Source organism: Amycolatopsis aidingensis (assembly GCF_018885265.1).
GTDB lineage: Bacteria > Actinomycetota > Actinomycetes > Mycobacteriales > Pseudonocardiaceae > Amycolatopsis > Amycolatopsis aidingensis.
On the sequence record NZ_CP076538.1, the window covers coordinates 661,731 to 677,700 of the forward strand.

General features: G+C 70.7%; 14 protein-coding genes. 7 read left to right on the forward strand and 7 right to left on the reverse strand.

Features of this window, described 5'->3' with window-relative positions:
- Positions 1 to 43 precede the first annotated feature (43 nt).
- Complete coding sequence (locus tag KOI47_RS03275) at positions 44 to 394, forward strand: histone-like nucleoid-structuring protein Lsr2 (RefSeq protein WP_216213850.1); 351 nt, start codon at positions 44 to 46, stop codon at positions 392 to 394.
- Positions 395 to 481: 87 nt separating this feature from the next.
- Here the strand turns inward: KOI47_RS03275 and KOI47_RS03280 are convergent, their stop codons facing one another.
- Entirely contained in the window at positions 482 to 1,282 is an 801-nt protein-coding gene (locus KOI47_RS03280; RefSeq protein WP_216213852.1) for a helix-turn-helix domain-containing protein, read from the reverse strand.
- A 72-nt stretch (positions 1,283 to 1,354) separates the two neighbouring features.
- On the opposite strand from KOI47_RS03280, the gene KOI47_RS03285 reads away from it, so the two are divergent.
- Entirely contained in the window at positions 1,355 to 1,933 is a 579-nt protein-coding gene (locus tag KOI47_RS03285) for a TIGR03086 family metal-binding protein (RefSeq protein ID WP_216213854.1), read from the forward strand.
- 11 nt (positions 1,934 to 1,944) lie between these two features.
- On the opposite strand, the gene KOI47_RS03290 is transcribed toward KOI47_RS03285, so the two are convergent.
- Positions 1,945 to 2,796 carry a (2Fe-2S)-binding protein gene (locus KOI47_RS03290; protein WP_408629886.1) on the reverse strand — a complete coding sequence of 284 codons (852 nt, stop codon included), beginning with the start codon at positions 2,794 to 2,796 and terminating at the stop codon, positions 1,945 to 1,947.
- 413 nt (positions 2,797 to 3,209) lie between these two features.
- On the opposite strand from KOI47_RS03290, the gene KOI47_RS03295 reads away from it, so the two are divergent.
- Entirely contained in the window at positions 3,210 to 5,771 is a 2,562-nt protein-coding gene (locus KOI47_RS03295) for an ATP-dependent Clp protease ATP-binding subunit (protein WP_216213855.1), read from the forward strand.
- A gap of 167 nt (positions 5,772 to 5,938) precedes the next feature.
- Positions 5,939 to 9,124 (forward strand): BTAD domain-containing putative transcriptional regulator, encoded by a 3,186-nt coding sequence (locus KOI47_RS03300; protein WP_216213857.1) that lies wholly within the window; start codon positions 5,939 to 5,941, stop codon positions 9,122 to 9,124.
- Here the strand turns inward: KOI47_RS03300 and KOI47_RS03305 are convergent, their stop codons facing one another.
- Together KOI47_RS03305 and KOI47_RS03310 are read right to left on the reverse strand one after the other, a co-directional pair.
- Positions 9,125 to 9,934: an ABC transporter permease gene (locus tag KOI47_RS03305; protein WP_216213859.1), complete on the reverse strand. Its 810-nt coding sequence runs from the start codon at positions 9,932 to 9,934 to the stop codon at positions 9,125 to 9,127. It lies immediately after the preceding gene.
- Positions 9,931 to 10,902: an ATP-binding cassette domain-containing protein gene (locus KOI47_RS03310; RefSeq protein ID WP_216213861.1), complete on the reverse strand. Its 972-nt coding sequence runs from the start codon at positions 10,900 to 10,902 to the stop codon at positions 9,931 to 9,933. The genes KOI47_RS03305 and KOI47_RS03310 overlap by 4 nt, the downstream gene beginning before the upstream one ends.
- Positions 10,903 to 11,046: 144 nt before the next feature.
- Between KOI47_RS03310 and KOI47_RS03315 the strand changes: the two genes are divergently transcribed.
- Together KOI47_RS03315 and KOI47_RS03320 are read left to right on the forward strand one after the other, a co-directional pair.
- Positions 11,047 to 11,970, forward strand: a complete 924-nt coding sequence (locus tag KOI47_RS03315; protein WP_232376516.1) for an endonuclease/exonuclease/phosphatase family protein — start codon at positions 11,047 to 11,049, stop codon at positions 11,968 to 11,970.
- 27 nt (positions 11,971 to 11,997) lie between these two features.
- A complete protein-coding gene (locus KOI47_RS03320; protein ID WP_216213862.1) occupies positions 11,998 to 12,540 on the forward strand; it encodes a nucleotidyltransferase family protein in 543 nt (180 codons plus the stop codon).
- 12 nt (positions 12,541 to 12,552) lie between these two features.
- Here the strand turns inward: KOI47_RS03320 and KOI47_RS03325 are convergent, their stop codons facing one another.
- Genes KOI47_RS03325 through KOI47_RS03335 form a run of 3 tightly spaced genes read right to left on the reverse strand, consistent with a single transcriptional unit; the run spans position 12,553 to position 15,171 of the window.
- A complete protein-coding gene (locus KOI47_RS03325; protein ID WP_216213863.1) occupies positions 12,553 to 13,377 on the reverse strand; it encodes an SIR2 family NAD-dependent protein deacylase in 825 nt (274 codons plus the stop codon).
- Entirely contained in the window at positions 13,374 to 13,694 is a 321-nt protein-coding gene (locus tag KOI47_RS03330) for an antibiotic biosynthesis monooxygenase family protein (protein ID WP_216213866.1), read from the reverse strand. Before KOI47_RS03330 ends, KOI47_RS03325 begins: the two co-directional genes overlap by 4 nt.
- 28 nt (positions 13,695 to 13,722) lie before the next feature.
- A complete protein-coding gene (locus KOI47_RS03335) occupies positions 13,723 to 15,171 on the reverse strand; it encodes a M1 family metallopeptidase (RefSeq protein ID WP_216213869.1) in 1,449 nt (482 codons plus the stop codon).
- 19 nt (positions 15,172 to 15,190) lie between these two features.
- On the opposite strand from KOI47_RS03335, the gene KOI47_RS03340 reads away from it, so the two are divergent.
- Positions 15,191 to 15,952: an alpha/beta fold hydrolase gene (locus KOI47_RS03340; RefSeq protein ID WP_216217054.1), complete on the forward strand. Its 762-nt coding sequence runs from the start codon at positions 15,191 to 15,193 to the stop codon at positions 15,950 to 15,952.
- Positions 15,953 to 15,970 lie beyond the last annotated feature (18 nt).

A 15,970-nucleotide genomic window follows, 5' to 3' on the forward strand; every position in this document is an offset into this window, starting at 1 on the left:
GTACCTGCTGCGATCAATCGCCAGCGCAAACAGGAGGAAACAGATGGCGCAGAAGGTGCTCGTCTCACTGGTGGACGATCTGGATGGTTCCGAGGCCGAGGAGACCGTTGAGTTCGGTCTCGACGGCGTGAGCTACCAGATCGATTTGTCATCGGAGAATGCCGAGGAACTGCGGGACGCGCTGGCGCAGTACGTCGAGCATGCACGGCGGGCCGGTGGCCGCAAGCGTACCGGCACCAAGGCCTCCGCGAAGGTGGCCGCGGCCAGGCCCGCTTCGGTCGACCGGGAGCAGAACCAGGCGATTCGTGCCTGGGCCCGCAAGAATGGTTTTCAGGTCTCCGACCGCGGGCGTATCCCGTCCGAGGTCGTGGAGGCGTACCACAAGAAGAACTGAGGCGGCCCCGACCGTGTTCCGGGCCGCCGGGAATCCTCGCGGCCCGGAACATCGGCTGGAACACATCGAAAATCCTGATGGGCTGACTCACTCCCGGCCGTAGGCGGCGGGTGGGGTGCCGACCGCGGCGGTGAAATCCCGGGTGAAGTGCGCCTGGTCGCTGTAGCCCAGTTCCGCGGCCAGTTCCGCGTAATCGATTGCCCCGGTGTCCTCGGTACCGCCGATTCGTTGTGCCGCGTCGTTCAGCCGGTAGACCCGAATAGCCCGCTTCGGACCAATGCCGATGTGCTTGTCGAAGATCCGCTGGAGGCTGCGGATCGAAAGCCCTGCCGCTTCGCCCAGCCGGTCCACCCTGGTGATCGCCGGGTCCGCGGCGATCATCTCGACCAGGCCGATGGCGCGCCGGTCCGCCGGGGTGAGTGCGGGCACACTGGCCGCCAGCAGTGCGTCGGCGAGTGCGGCCATCTCGGTGGTGTCATCGGCCGCCAGGATGGCCTCCTCGGTACCTTCCGCGGCCGGCCCGAGTATCTCGGTGAGCCGGACCGAGGTGTCCGCAAGGGTGGAGACCGGCCTGCCGAGGAACGGCCGGAACGAACCCGGCCGGAACCGCACACCGAGAACCTGGTCCCTGCCCCGTAGCAGGTAGTCGAAGCTCGTCGTGCGCGGCCCGAAGACTCCGGAGGCGTTCCGGCTGAACGCGGCGTGTACCGCGAGATTCGGCAGCACCCACTGCCGGTACGGCGGCCTGCCGCGCAGGTCCCAGCGTACGACCCAGTAGTACTCCACGAACGGGCGCAGCGAGGGGGCAGGCTCGTGCCTGCTGAGCTCGAACCGCTCGCCAGCCGCGCGCTCCCGCAGTATGCCCTGCGGAACCCGGTGACCTGCCACGAAACCAGGGTAGGTCCGGGCACTGACGCTTTTCTTCAAGACTTTCCTGCGGCGCCGTGGCGGGATAGGGGCATGCCTGAGTTCGCATCCGCGATGAGCGGCGCGGCCGACGCCTTCCGTGCGGTGGTACCCGGGGTACCGGCCGGGCGGCTGGCCGCGCCGACCCCCTGCGCGCAGTACGACCTGCGCGGCCTGCTCAATCACCTGTTGTACTGGGCGCCCCGGCTGAGTGCGGCCGCGCGCGGGCTGCCTGCCCCACCGGCGGACGGCGGTGAGGAGGTCGCGGACCTGGTGACCGGCGACTGGCCGGACCGGCTCACCGGATTCGCCGACGAACTCGCCGATGCGCTCGGTGACCCGGCTGCCTGGCGGGGTATGACCCAGATGAGTACCCCGTTGCCTGCGTCGATGGTCGGCTCGATGGTGCTGTGCGAGCTGGTGGTGCACGGCTGGGACCTCGCCGTGGCGACCGGGCAGCCGTTCCGGTGCCGCCCGGATGTCGCCGAGGCCGCGCTCGCCGCCGTGGGCGGGATGGCCGAACAGGGCCGGGAGTACGGTGTGTTCGGCGAGCCGGTCGAGGTCGCCCCGGACGCCTCCGCGCTGGAGCGCACGCTCGGCCTCGCCGGCAGGGACCCCGGCTGGCGTCCCTGAGCCGGTGCCCGCTAACTGCCCGCCACCCGGCGCACCCTGGGACAGCCCGCGCATTCGTGCTGCCCAGGAAGCAGGTAGGAGAAGCAGCAACTCTCCCTGCGCCGGGTCCAGCCGAGCGAGCCCTCCGCGGACGTCCCTGTGCACAGCGTGGAGGCCGAGGTCAGCGGTGCGAAGCGGGACTCGAGCACCAGCGCGGCGTCCGCCACCCCGGCGCCCTCGTCGCCACCGTCACGGCCCGCCCACCACAGGCAACTGTCCAGCGCGTCCGTCGCGGCCGCCCACAACGTGCGCGCGCCAAGCGGGCTGACCTCCCGGTAGGCCTGCACGAACCGGGCTGCGTGCGCGGTGTAGCGGGCCCGCAGCACGGCGGCGAGGGCGCGGTCGTCGGCCACCACGGTCGCCTCCGGTAGCGCCGAACCGGGGTCGGACGGCAGGCAGTAGAAGGACTCGCCGAGCACGGCGATGCCGTCCGGGTTCGGCCTGCCCTCGGCGGCGATCCGCAGGGCGAGCTCCTCGGGCCGCAGGGCGGGCACCCGCCGCTCGTGGTGCAGCAGCAGCGCGCCGACGTAGGCGGGTACCCGCAGGTACCAGGAGGCGATATAGCTGGCGGTGGTCCGTGCGGGCGCGGTGCCGTGCCGGGTGGTCAGCCAGGTCGCGAGGTCCGCGCGCCACCGGGTGAACAGGTACGGCGACTCCAGCAGGTCATGGCAGGGGCGCCAGGCCCCGTGCGCGGGCAGGCCCACGCTGAGTTCGGCCCGCGCCTGCAACCCGGCCACCCGGCGCAGCGAGTCGGCGAGGCCGCCGCGCCCCGGAAGCGCCTGCTCGGTGTGGCGAGCATCACGAACGGCCTGTTGTACCCGCAAGCAGCACCTCCCTGCCCCATCCAGGTGATTAGGTCTGCCTTACCTTACATGGAGTCGGTGGATTAGCCAGCCGGGTACCCGATCGTGCGAACTCCCGGACGCCGTGGTGTTCGCGGTCAGCGGACAGCGTGGCAGTACCGGAATCCCGGCCTGGTCCTGCTCGTTGTGCAAGGCGTCAACGGCCAGCGAAAAAGCACGTGACGGCGAGGCGGGCGGTGGTGCCACCGCGGGGTGGCCAGGAGCGGATTCGGCCCCCAGTGGTACGCCGACGTGCTCGCTTGGCTACTACAGTGGTCTTACGGTGCTGAACTCATCGTGGGTGTCGGTCTCGATGGTCGGACATAGGCCGTAGGGTCCGACTTCGACGAGCACGGTGAGATCGGGCCGCCGACGCAGCAGTCGAGGGAGTGGGAATGTTCGAGAGGTTCACCGACCGCGCGAGGCGGGTGGTTGTGCTGGCCCAGGAAGAGGCCAGGATGCTCAACCACAATTACATCGGCACCGAGCACATCCTGCTGGGTTTGATCCACGAGGGTGAGGGTGTCGCCGCGAAGGCGCTGGAGTCGCTGGGTATCGCCCTCGAGGGCGTGCGCCAGCAGGTCGAGGAAATCATTGGTCAGGGCCAGCAGGCGCCGAGCGGGCACATCCCGTTCACGCCGCGCGCGAAGAAGGTGCTCGAGCTGTCCCTGCGGGAGGCACTGCAGCTCGGCCACAACTACATCGGCACCGAACACATCCTGCTCGGCCTCATCCGCGAGGGTGAGGGCGTGGCCGCGCAGGTGCTGGTCAAGCTGGGCGCGGACCTGAACCGGGTACGCCAGCAGGTGCTGCAGCTACTGTCCGGCTACCAGGGCAAGGAGCCGGCCGAGGCCGGCGGCGGCCGCGGCGAGGGCACCCCGTCCTCCTCGCTGGTGCTGGACCAGTTCGGCCGCAACCTCACCGCCTCGGCGCGGGAGGGCAAGCTCGACCCGGTCATCGGGCGCAGCAAGGAGATCGAGCGGGTCATGCAGGTGCTGTCCCGCCGGACGAAGAACAACCCGGTCCTCATCGGCGAGCCCGGCGTCGGTAAGACCGCCGTGGTGGAGGGCCTTGCCCAGAACATCGTCAAGGGCGAGGTGCCGGAGACGCTGAAGGACAAGCAGCTCTACACCCTCGACCTGGGTTCCCTGGTGGCGGGCTCGCGCTACCGCGGTGACTTCGAGGAACGCCTGAAGAAGGTGCTCAAGGAGATCAAGACCCGCGGGGACATCATCCTGTTCATCGACGAGCTACACACGCTGGTCGGTGCGGGTGCCGCCGAGGGTGCGATCGACGCGGCCTCGATCCTGAAGCCGATGCTGGCCAGGGGCGAACTGCAGACGATCGGGGCGACCACGCTCGAGGAGTACCGCAAGTACATCGAGAAGGACGCCGCGCTGGAGCGCCGGTTCCAGCCGATCCAGGTCGGTGAGCCCTCGCTGGAGCACACCATCGAGATCCTGAAGGGCCTGCGGGACCGCTACGAGGCGCACCACAGGGTGTCCATCACCGACGGTGCCCTGGTCTCCGCCGCGACCCTTGCCGACCGCTACATCAACGACCGGTTCCTGCCGGACAAGGCGATCGACCTGATCGACGAGGCGGGCGCCAGGATGCGGATCCGCCGGATGACCGCGCCACCGGACCTGCGCGAGTTCGACGAGAAGATCGCCGACGTGCGCCGGGACAAGGAGTCCGCGATCGACGCGCAGGACTTCGAGCGGGCCGCCCGCCTGCGGGACGAGGAGAAGACCCTGCTCGGCCAGAAGTCCGAGCGGGAGAAGCAGTGGAAGGACGGCGACCTGGACGTGGTCGCCGAGGTCGACGACGAGCAGATCGCCGAGGTGCTGGCCAACTGGACCGGGATCCCGGTGTTCAAGCTCACCGAGGAGGAGACCACTCGCCTGCTCCGGATGGAGGACGAGCTGCACAAGCGGATCATCGGTCAGGACGATGCCGTCAAGTCGGTCTCCCAGGCCATCCGCCGTACCCGTGCCGGCCTGAAGGACCCGAAGCGGCCCTCGGGCTCGTTCATCTTCGCCGGGCCGTCCGGTGTGGGGAAGACGGAGCTGTCCAAGGCGCTGGCGAACTTCCTGTTCGGCGAGGACGACGCGCTCATCCAGATCGACATGGGCGAGTTCCACGACCGCTACACCGCCTCCCGGCTGTTCGGCGCGCCCCCGGGCTACGTCGGCTACGAGGAGGGTGGCCAGCTGACCGAGAAGGTGCGGCGCAAGCCGTTCTCGGTGGTGCTGTTCGACGAGATCGAGAAGGCGCACCAGGAGATCTACAACACCCTGTTGCAGGTCCTCGAGGACGGCAGGCTCACCGACGGGCAGGGCCGCACGGTCGACTTCAAGAACACGGTGCTGATCTTCACCTCCAACCTCGGGACGCAGGACATCTCCAAGTCCGTGAGCCTCGGCTTCTCTTCCGGTAGTGAGGGCGTCGCCCGCTACGAGAAGATGAAGCAGAAGGTCAACGAGGAGATGAAGAAGCACTTCCGGCCGGAGTTCCTGAACCGGATCGATGACATCATCGTCTTCCACCAGCTGACCGAGCAGCAGATCATCGACATGGTGGACCTGATGGTCACCAGGGTCGAGACCCAGCTCAAGGCCAAGGACATGGTCCTGGAGCTGACCGACAAGGCCAAGAAGCTGCTGGCCCGCCGCGGGTTCGACCCGGTGCTGGGCGCCCGGCCGCTGCGCCGGACCATCCAGCGCGAGGTCGAGGACCAGCTGTCGGAGAAGATCCTGTTCGGCGAGGTCGAGCCGGGGCAGATCATCGTCTGCGATGTCGAGGGCTGGGACGGCGAGTCCACCAAGGACGACACGGCCTACTTCACCTTCCGCGGTGAGGCCAAGCCCACCCCGGTCCCGGACACCCCGCCGGTCGGTGTCGGCGCCAGCAGCGGCGAGGACAACAACGGCGGCAGCGAGACCGAGCAAGAGTAACGAGCAGAACAGCACACGCGAGGCGCCCACCGGTTCGCCGGTGGGCGCCTTCGCATGCTCGCAGTGCCCTGAACGTGGCTTTCCGGACGTCAGATGTCTCAATAGTGCCGTTCGCAACGCCTGACGTCTCGATCGGCACGTTCAGGGCTATCTGGAATTGTGGTGGGGTGCGTGTAGCCATGCTCGGCCCGCTGCGGGTCCACACCGCCGACGGCGTCCCGATCGCCCTCGGCGGCCTCCGGCTGCGCCTGCTGCTCGCCCGCCTCGCACTGGAGGCGCCCCGCCCGGTGTCCTCCGCCGTGCTGGTCGCGGACCTGTGGGGAGCCGAGCCACCCGCCGACCCTGCGAACGCCTTGCAGTCCCTGGTGTCCCGGCTGCGCAAGGCCCTGGCCGGGCACGCCGAGCTGGACGTGGGTGGCGGCGGCTACCTGCTCCGGATCGGGCCGGAGGACCTGGACACCCACCGGTTCGACACCCTGGCCGCCCGCGGGCGGCGGGCGCTGACGGCCGGTGAGCACGCCCGGGCCGACCGGCTGCTGGGCGAGGCCCTGGAGCTGTGGACCGGGCCGCCCTTCGCCGACCTCACCGAAGCCACTTTCGTCCAGGGACCCGCTGCCCGGCTGGCCGAGCTCCGGCTGGGCGCGCAGGAGGACCTGTTCGAAGCCCGGTTGCACCAGGGCAGGCAGGCCGAGGTACTGGCCGATCTCGGCGACGCGGTCGCCGAGCATCCGCTGCGCGAACGACTGGCCGCGCTGTATGTGCGGGCCCTGGCCCAGGCCGGGCGGCGGTCCGAGGCGCTGGCAGGCTACGAGCGCATCCGGGCGGCGCTGGCCGAGGAGCTGGGTATGGACCCCTCGGCCGAACTGGCCGAGACCCACCTCGCCGTGCTGCGCGGCGAGCTCACCGCGCCGAGCGCACCGGCGCGACCCGCCACCGATCACCTGCCGGCCCGGCTGACCAGCTTCGTCGCGCGGGAGGACGATCTGGCGCAGGTGGCCGCCTGCCTGGCGGACTCGCGCCTGCTGACCTTGATCGGACCGGGTGGCTGCGGCAAGACCAGGCTCGCCACCGAGGTCGCCGCGCGGCATCCGGCGCACCGGCAGGGGCGGGTGTGGTTCGTCTCGCTCGCCGGCGTCCGGGACGGCGAGGCGGTGCCCGCGGCCGTGCTCGGCGCGTTCGGTCAGACCGAGGCCAGGACGCTGGACACCACCTCGCTGACCGCGCCGGACCAGGTGGCGCGTATCGCGGAGACGCTCGGCCTCGGGCCGTCCCTGCTGGTGCTGGACAACTGCGAGCACCTTGTCGAGGCCGTCGCGCTGTTCGTGCACGATTTGCTCGGCCGCTGCGACGGCACGCGGATCCTGGCCACCAGCAGGGAGCCGCTTGCCATCACCGGCGAGACGTTGTACCCGGTCAGCCCGCTGGAGGTGCCGCCGGAGCGCGGCGATGCCGCCGAGGTGGCCGGCTACGGTGCGGTCCAGCTGTTCGTCGACCGGGCCCACGCGGTGCGGCCCCGGTTCGAGCTGGCCGAAGCCCCCGAAGCGGTGGCGGAGATCTGCCGCAGGCTGGACGGCATGCCGCTGGCGCTGGAGCTGGCCGCCGCCCGGCTGCGCTCGATGACCGCGGCGCAGGTGGCCGACCGCCTCGACGACCGGTTCCGGCTGCTCACCTCCGGCAGCAGGGCGGCGCTACCGCGGCAGCGCACCCTGCGCGCGGTGATCGAATGGAGCTGGGACCTGCTGGACGAGCGGGAGCGGCTGCTGGGAGCGCGGCTGTCCATGTTCTCCGGCGGGGCGAGCCTTTCCGCGGTGCAGGGGGTGTGCGCGGACGAGCGGCTCGCCGAGGAGGACGTGCCGTACGTGCTCGGTTCCCTGGTCGAGAAGTCCATTGTGGAGGCTTCCGGTTCGGAGTCGGGTGAGCCTCGGTACCGGATGCTGGAGACGCTGCGGGTCTACGGGGCGGAGCGGCTGGCCGAGGTCGGCGAGACCGGCGCGCTCGCCCGCCGGTTCGCCTGGTACTTCCTCGCCCTTGCCGAGGACGCCGACCCGAAGCTGCGGGACACCCGGCAGCTGGAGGCGATCGGCACGCTGCGTGCGGAGCACGACAACCTGCTCACCGCGCTGCGCTGGGCGGTGGACAACGAGGATGGCGAGCTCGCCTACCGGCTGGCCGCCGCGCTGGTCTGGCACTGGGTGATGCAGGGCTCCTACCGGCAACTCGGGACCTACGGCGCCGAACTGGCGCGGCTGAGCGACCTGATCCCGGACCATGCCCGCGCGGCCTTCCGGGTGCTGCACCACCTCGCCGCCATCGTGCCAGGGCTCGACCCGGACATCGACCTGTCCCCGTTGCTGGCCGAATGCGAGCGCACCGGGGCCTTCGAGCGTTATGCCTTCCTGGTCGTCATGCTGCCGATGGCGGCCTTCGTCACCGGGGACGTGGCGGCTGCCGATCGTGAGGTGAACCGGGGACTGTCCAGTTCGGACCCATGGCAGGTCGCCGCCGCGCATTGGGCACAGGGGTTCCTGCTGGCCCATCGCGGTGACCAGGCCGGAGCCGAGCGCGCCCAGCGGGCGGCGCTGGCCGGGTTCGAGGCGGTGGGGGACAAGGGCGGCGCCTCGATGACCCTGCACATGCTCGGCAGGGCACGCTCCCTCGCCGGGGACCACACCGGAGCCATCGAGGCCTACCAGCGGGGCGTGGCGCTGGTCCGGGAACTGTATGCCGAGGACGAGGCGTGGCAGTACACCATGCAGCTGGCACTGGAGCGGATGCGGTCCGGTGATCTGGACGGTGCCTGGAAGGACATGCGGGAGGCCGAGCGGGCCGCGCAGGCAGGCGACAACCAGCAGCTGAAACTGATGCTGCTGCTGCACAAGATCGAGCTGTCGGTGGACTCCGGCGATCTCGCGCAGGCCAGGCTCCTGCTAGGGCAACTGTCCCGCAGCCTGGACGAGAACTACTTCGTCAAGGAGCTTGGCCTGGAGTGGGTGCACCATTCCGAGGCGCAGGTCGCGGTCGCCGAGCGGGATCCGGCGACCGCACGCGCGAAGCTGGCGGAGTTGTTCGGCTCCGCACTGGGCAGGGGAGACCTGCCCAGTGCCGCCAACGGCGCCGAGACACTGGCCTGCGTATGTGCCCTGGAGGGCAAGGCCGAGCGGGCCGCCACCATGCTCGGCGTCAGCGCGGCCATCCGTGGCGCCTTCGACCGGGGCAACCCACGGCTGCGCCGCCTGGGCACCGAGCTGGTGGCCGAGCTCGGCGAGGCGGGATACACCGCCGCCTACGAGCGTGGCGCCCGCCTGTCCACCGCGGACGCCACGACTCTGCTGCGCACCGAGTTCGGGCTTTGATCAGCTGACCCGCCTGCGGTAGGCCCACATCGCCAGCGGGAAGAACACCGCCACGATCCCGGCCATCCAGGCCACCATGCCCAGCAGCGGGCCCGCCACCGCTCCGCCGTCCACCAGCCCGCGCATGGTGTCGGCCGCCAGGCTGACCGGGCTCACCTCGGCCCAGGCCTGCAACCAGCCCGGCATGGTCTCCGGCATGACGAACACGTTGCTGCCGAAGGTGATCGGCATCACCAGCGCGACCATCACCCCCTGCACCGCCGCGGTCTGCTTGACCAGCATGCCGACGAATACGGCGATCCAGCAGAAGCTCAGTCCGAACAGGACCACCAGCGCTGCGGCGACCACCGTGGACACCGGATCGGTCTGGATCCGGAAGCCGAGGATGGCCGCGAAACCGAGCAGTACCGCGAGGCCGACCAGATACCGCAGCACATCGGAGAGCACCGCACCGACCAGCGGGGCCGAGCGGGCGATCGGCATACTGCGGAAGCGGTCGAACACCCCCTTGTTCACGTCGGTGTTCAGGGACACCCCCGCGGAAAGGCTTGCGAACAGGGCGTTCTGCACCATCAGGCCGGGCACAAGGAACTGCATGTAGGTGTCCGTGCTGCCGGAGATCGCGCCGCCGAACAGGTACACGAACATCACCAGGAACAGGATCGGCTGCAGGGTGACGTCGAGCAGCTGCTCCGGGTTCTTCTTGATCTTGACGGTACCCCGCCAGGCCAGCGAGATGCCGTGCCGCAGGGACCGCGCCGGGCCGATACGCGCCGGCGGCGCGCCCGCCGTCGCCGCCAGGGTGCTCATGCCATGCTCCCTTCCAGATCGGCCCGCGCGGACTCGGCGCGGGATCCGGTCAGCGCGAGGAACACCTCGTCCAGGCTGGGCAGCCGCAGCCCCAGCTCGTCTGCGGTGATGCCGGCCTCGTCCAGCCGCCGTACCAGCGCGGACAGCAGCGCCGGGTTGTCAACCGGCGCGGTGAGCAGGCCCGCCTCGACGTCCCTTGCGGGCGGTGCCCCGGTCAGCTCGGCGACGATCCGTTCCACCATCTCCAGATCGCCACGCACGGACGGCCGCACCTGCAGGGTCTGCCCACCCACGCGGCGCTTCAGTTCGTCCGGCCTGCCGTCGGCGACCACCCGGCCGTGGTCGAAGACGGTGATCCGGTCGGCGAGCTGGTCGGCCTCCTCGAGGTACTGCGTGGTCAGCAGCACCGTGACGCCGTCATCGACCAGTCGCCGGACCACGTTCCACACCTCGTTGCGGGCATGCGGGTCCAGCCCGGTCGTCGGCTCGTCCAGGCAGAGCACCCGCGGCCTGCCGACCAGGCTGGCCGCGAGGTCGATCCGGCGCCGCATGCCGCCGGAGTAGGTGCGCACCGGCCGGGAACCCGCATCGGTCAGCTCGAACCGGTCCAGCAGTTCGGCGGCGCGGGCCCTGGCCCCTGCCCGGGAGAAGTCCAGCAGCCTGGCCAGCAGCCGCAGGTTCTCCGCGCCGGTCAGGTCCTCGTCCACCGAGGCGTACTGCCCGGTCAGCCCGATCAGGCCGCGGACACTGACCGGGTCGCGCCGCACCTCGTAACCGCCCACCCAGGCCCGGCCGGCGTCCGCCCGCAGCAAGGTGGCCAGAATCCGGACCGCGGTGGTCTTGCCAGCCCCGTTCGGCCCCAGCACGCCGACCACCTTGCCGGTCGGCACCTCGAGATCCACCCCGGCCAGTGCCGTGGTCTCACCGAATCTCTTCACCAGGCCCTCGGCCCGGATCGCGTTCGTCATGGGTAGTCCCTCCTGTCTGCCGCCGAGCCTGCGCCCGCGCGCTGGCATCGACCGCACAGCGTGCTGGCAGCTCGCTGGTGGCCCGGGTTCCGGCAGACTGGCGGGGTGCTCGATCCGGTGCGGACCACCTCGCGAACACGTGTGGTGACGGTCCTCTTGCTGCTTGCCGCTTCCCCGCTTGCCATGCTGGCCGGATTCCGCGTGCTCGGGGTGGACGGCGGCAGGCACACCGCCTCCGCACTGGCGCTGGTGCCCTACGCTGCGCTCGCCGGATGTGTGCTCGGCGGGCTCGCGTTGTTACTGCGCCGCTGGTGGACCGGCGTGGTCGTGTCGCTGCTCGCCATCGGGCTGCTGGTTTCGCTGCTGCCGCGGGCGATTCCCGCGGAGCAACCGGTGGCCGCCGGGCCCACGCTGCGGGTGCTCGCGGTGAACCTGTACTACGGGCAGGCGGATGCCGGGCGGCTGGCCGAGCTGGTGCGCACGCACCGGGTCGATGTGCTCAGCCTGCTCGAACTGACCCCGGAGGCGGTGCCGCACCTTGCCGAGGCCGGCCTGTTCGCGTCGCTGCCGCATCGGGTGCTGCGGCCGCGGCGTTCCGGTGCGGGCTCCGGGCTGGTGTCCCGGTATCCGCTGCGGGAACTGGGCCTGGCGAAGCCCTCGCTGCTGGCCCAGCCCAGCGCGCGGGTGACGCTGCCAGGCGGCAGCCGGGTCGAGGTGGTCGCGGTGCACCCGGTGCCGCCGACGTACTCCTACCAGGACTGGCAGGACGCCCTCGCCGGGCTGCCCGCCGCTGACCCGGCCGCGGCGGCGCGCATCCTGGCCGGGGACTTCAACGCCACCCTTGACCACGCCGCGTTCCGCCGCCTGCTCGGCACCGGCTACCGGGACGCGGGGGAGGAGACCGGTTCCGGCCTCGAGCCGACCTGGCCGGAAGGCCTGTTCCCGCCTCCGGTGACCATCGACCACGTGCTGGCGGACCAGCGGCTGGCCGTACGGGACTACCGGGTGTTCGACGTGCCCGGTACCGACCACGACGCGGTGTACACGCGGCTGCAACTGCCTGCCTGAGTAGCCGCAACCGCTAACCTTGCCACTGTGCGCGATCCGTTTGCCCGGCCGCCGCTGAGGTTGCCCGCGATATTGCGGGCGCTGGCCGACCACGGAGTCGATTGGGTGCTGAGCGGCTCGACCGTCCTTGCGGTGTACGGCGCGGAGGTGGAGCCCAACGATCTCGACGTAGTGCCGTCACTCGAACCGGTGAACCTGCGTCGCGTGGCCGATCTGCTGGCTGACCTGGACGCCATTCCGGCCTGCTTCCCCGGCTGGGTCGACGGGCTGAGTGCGCGGGAATGTCGGGAATGGACTCCAGAGCCACCGACCGTGCGCGGACTGGATCACCTGTTCGTGACCCGGCTGGGGCTGCTCGATATCCCGCCCGAGCTCACCGGAACTTATGCGCAGCTGCGGCCGGGGGCAACCCGGTTCGAACTGGCCGGGGTTCCGGTATGGGTCTGCGATCCGGAAGAGGTGTTGCGCAGGCTACCGGCCGAACCCCGGCCGAAGGACCAGCGCCGTGCCGCGGCCTATGCGGCCGTCCGGGAGCGGCTGGATATCGATCGGCGACCGCCCGTTTCCTGACCACCGTCCCGATCAACGCAGCAGTTCTGCGATGCGAGAGAGCGCGTCCAGCGCGGGTAGCGGGAGTTCGATGCCGCGCCCGTGCCGCACCTCGGGCTCGCGGGGGTTGATCCGGATCAGCGCGCCGGTGCCCGCGCTGGCCAGTTCGGCCTGCCTGCGTACGGTCGGTACCGCGGTGCCCGCACCCAGTTCGAGCACCACGGCCGCGCGGTGCGCCCGCCGCCATTCCTGCAGCCGGTCGAGCTGCTGCTGGCTGCGTTGCCCGAGCCAGTCGTAGTCACCGAACATCAGGATGTTCGGCCGGGCGAGGCCGCCGCACTCCGGGCAGGAAGGCAGCGGATGCCGCGCCCGCATGGTCGCCTCGTCCACCTCGACATCGACGTCCCCTGCCGGCCAGATCTCGTCCCGGCAGCGATCCAGGCACTGCAGATGATGAATGGACCCGTGTACCTCGGCCACGCGGTCCGCGGGAAACCCTGCCCGCTGGAACTGACCATCCACATTCGAGGTGAAAACCCAGGTCCCGCCCGTGGTACGCGCGCCCCATTCACGCAGCAGCTGGAACCCGTGGTGCGGCACGGTTTTCCGGTACAACCCCAGACGATGCCCGTAGAAACCCCAGGCCAGCTCCGGATCGGAGGCGAAATGCTCCGGGTCGGCCAGCTCGACGAAACTGATGCCCAGCCGGGCGTAGGGCGGGTACGCCCGCCAGAACCCCTCGTCCCCGCGGAAGTCCGGCAGGCCGGAGTCCACCCCCATGCCCGCGCCCGCACACACCAGCAGCGCGTCGGCACCCGCGATCAGTTCGGCCGCGCGGGCGAGTTCGGCCTCGTTCACGAGGTTTCCGGTGCCTGCTTCGGCTCGTTGCGCACGGCCACTTCGAACTCCAGCAGGCCGGACCCGGTTCCCACCGGCTTGCCGTGCCCGCCGTGGGCCTCCTTGCCGGACCCCGCCATCCAGGCCTGGAAGTGTTCCTCGGTCTCCCAGCGGGTGTAGGCGAAGTAGCGGGTCTCCCCTGCGACCGGGCGGAGCAGTTCGAACCCGAGGAAGCCGGGCTCGCCGTCCAGCGCGCTCATCCGCGCGGCGAAGCGCTTCTCCAGCTCCGGTCCCGCACCTTCGGGCACCTCGATCGCGTTGATCTTCACCACAGCCATGCGGTCAGGGTACGACAGAGATCCCCGCTCAACCGCTCAAGGTTCCGGGAAGCAGGTGCTCGGGCCGCGGGATCCCGGTGCCGCGGAACCAGTTGGCGAAGAACTCGTCAAGGTCCTGGCCGGAGATCCCTGCGACGAACCGCTCGAACTCCGGCCAGCTCGCATTGCCGTCCCGGTGCTCGGCGGCCCATTCCCGCAGCACCCTGGCGAAAGACTCCTCGCCGATCTGCCTGCGCAGCGCGTGGATCGCCAGTGGACCCTTGTCGTAGACGCCATCGAACTCGTTGCCCGCGCCCATCTCGTGCAGCTTCGGCGACCAGAACTCGCCGTCGTTCCTGGTCTGCTCGACGATCCGGCGGAACCGGGCGTCCAGGTTCGCGCCCTCCTTGGCCTCCAGCCACAACCACTGCGCGTAGCTGGCGAGGCATTCGTTCAGGCAGATATCCGACCAGGAACGCACCGAGACCGAGTTGCCGTACCACTGGTGGGCGAGCTCGTGCACCACGGTCTCCAGGTCGGCCCATTCCGCGTACACCGGCCTGCCCTGGGTCTCCAGCGAGAACCCGATCGGTTCGTCCAGGTAGATCCCACCCGCCGCGCGTTGCGGGTACGGCCCGAACCGGCCGGCGAGGAACTCGATGATCTCCCCGGTGCGCCTGCCGAGCTCGCGCTGCGGCTCGGCGCCCGCGGCATAGGCGTCCAGCACCGGGGTGCCGTCGGCCAGGGTGCGCCGGTCCAGGGTGAACCTGCCGATCGCCAGGGTGGTGAGGTAGCTGGCCACCGGGGTCGATTCCGCCCAGGTCGTGGTGGTCCAGCCGTCCGCCGTCTCGCTGCCCGCTTCCCGGCCGATCGAGACCGCCGTCCAGCCCTGTGGCACGGTGGCCTCGAGCCGGAAGGTGGCCTTGTCCCGCGGGGTTTCGTTGACCGGGTACCAGTACGCAGCCGAATGCGGCTGGCCGAGCACGAGCGCGCCGCCCGAGCCGGTGCGCTGCCAGCCGTTCGCGCCCAGCTGGCCCTCGCCTGCGGACTGGGGCGTGCCGCCGTAGCGGACGCGCACCCGGAAGGTCTCGGCCTCGGCGAGCGCCCGCTGCGGGCTGATCACCAGCTCGAACTCGCCTTCCCTGCGGAACTCGGCCGGCCGGTCGTTCACCCGTACCGACTCCACTTCGAACCCGCGCAGGTCCAGGTTGAACCGGCTGAGGTCCTTGGTGGCCCGCGCGTTGAGCACGGTGTCCCCATGCAGCCGGTTGGTCCCTGGCTCGTAGCGGACCGTGACCTCGTAGCCGAGCGCGTCATAGCCACCGTTGCCGTCGGCGGGGTAGTAGGGGTCGCCGGCACCGGCCGCCCCGGGGGCCGGGTCGGTGGCGGTCGGGGCGGTCGCCTGGCGGCCCGGCGGCGCGGGCTCGCCGCCGGTGCACGCCACTAGGGTGCAGGTCAGACCGCACAGCACCAGGATTCGCACGCGGTCGGTGAGCATGGACGGAGCCTAGGTGGACATGCGTGAGGACGTGGTTGAGTTCGGCGGCAGTGGTCAGCCGATCGTGTTGCTGCACGGCTTGATGGGCCGGGCGCGCACCTGGTGGTCGGTGGCCCGCTGGCTCACCGCGTACGGGCGGGTGCTCGGGCTGGACGCCCGCGGGCACGGGCGGCTGCGCAGGCGCGGCAGCTGGCGGACCGAGGAGTTCGCGGCCGATGTCGCCGAGCTGATCGGCGAGCTGGAGGCCGGGCCCGCGGTGGTGCTCGGGCACTCCATGGGCGGGCTGCACGCCTGGGTGCTGGCCGCCACCCGTCCGGAGCTGGTGCGGGGGATCGTGATCGAGGACATGGCACCGGACCAGCGGGGGCGGACGGTCGAAGCCTGGCGCGGGTACTTCGAGTCCTGGCCGGTGCCGTTCCAGTCGCTGGCGCATGTGCGGGAGTTCTTCGGCAGCACCGGGGACTACTTCGCCGAGTGCGTGCTCGAGCGGCCGGACGGGTATCACCTGATGGCCGACCTCGATGACCTGTACCAGATCGCCGCCGAGTGGGGCCGCCGCGATTACTGGTCCTATGTGGAGGGTGTCAGCTGCCCGGCGCTGGTGATCGAGGCGGGGAACACCGCCATGCCCGCAGGCCAGCAGGCGGAGCTGGCCGCCCGCATCCCTGGCGGCGCCCGGCACCTGCGCGTGGCCGGTGCCGGGCACGTCGTGCACGATGACGCGCCACAGGAGTACCGCGGCGCCGTCGAGGCCTTCCTCTCCACCCTGCTGCACCGCTGACTGCTGTGAGCGGGACAC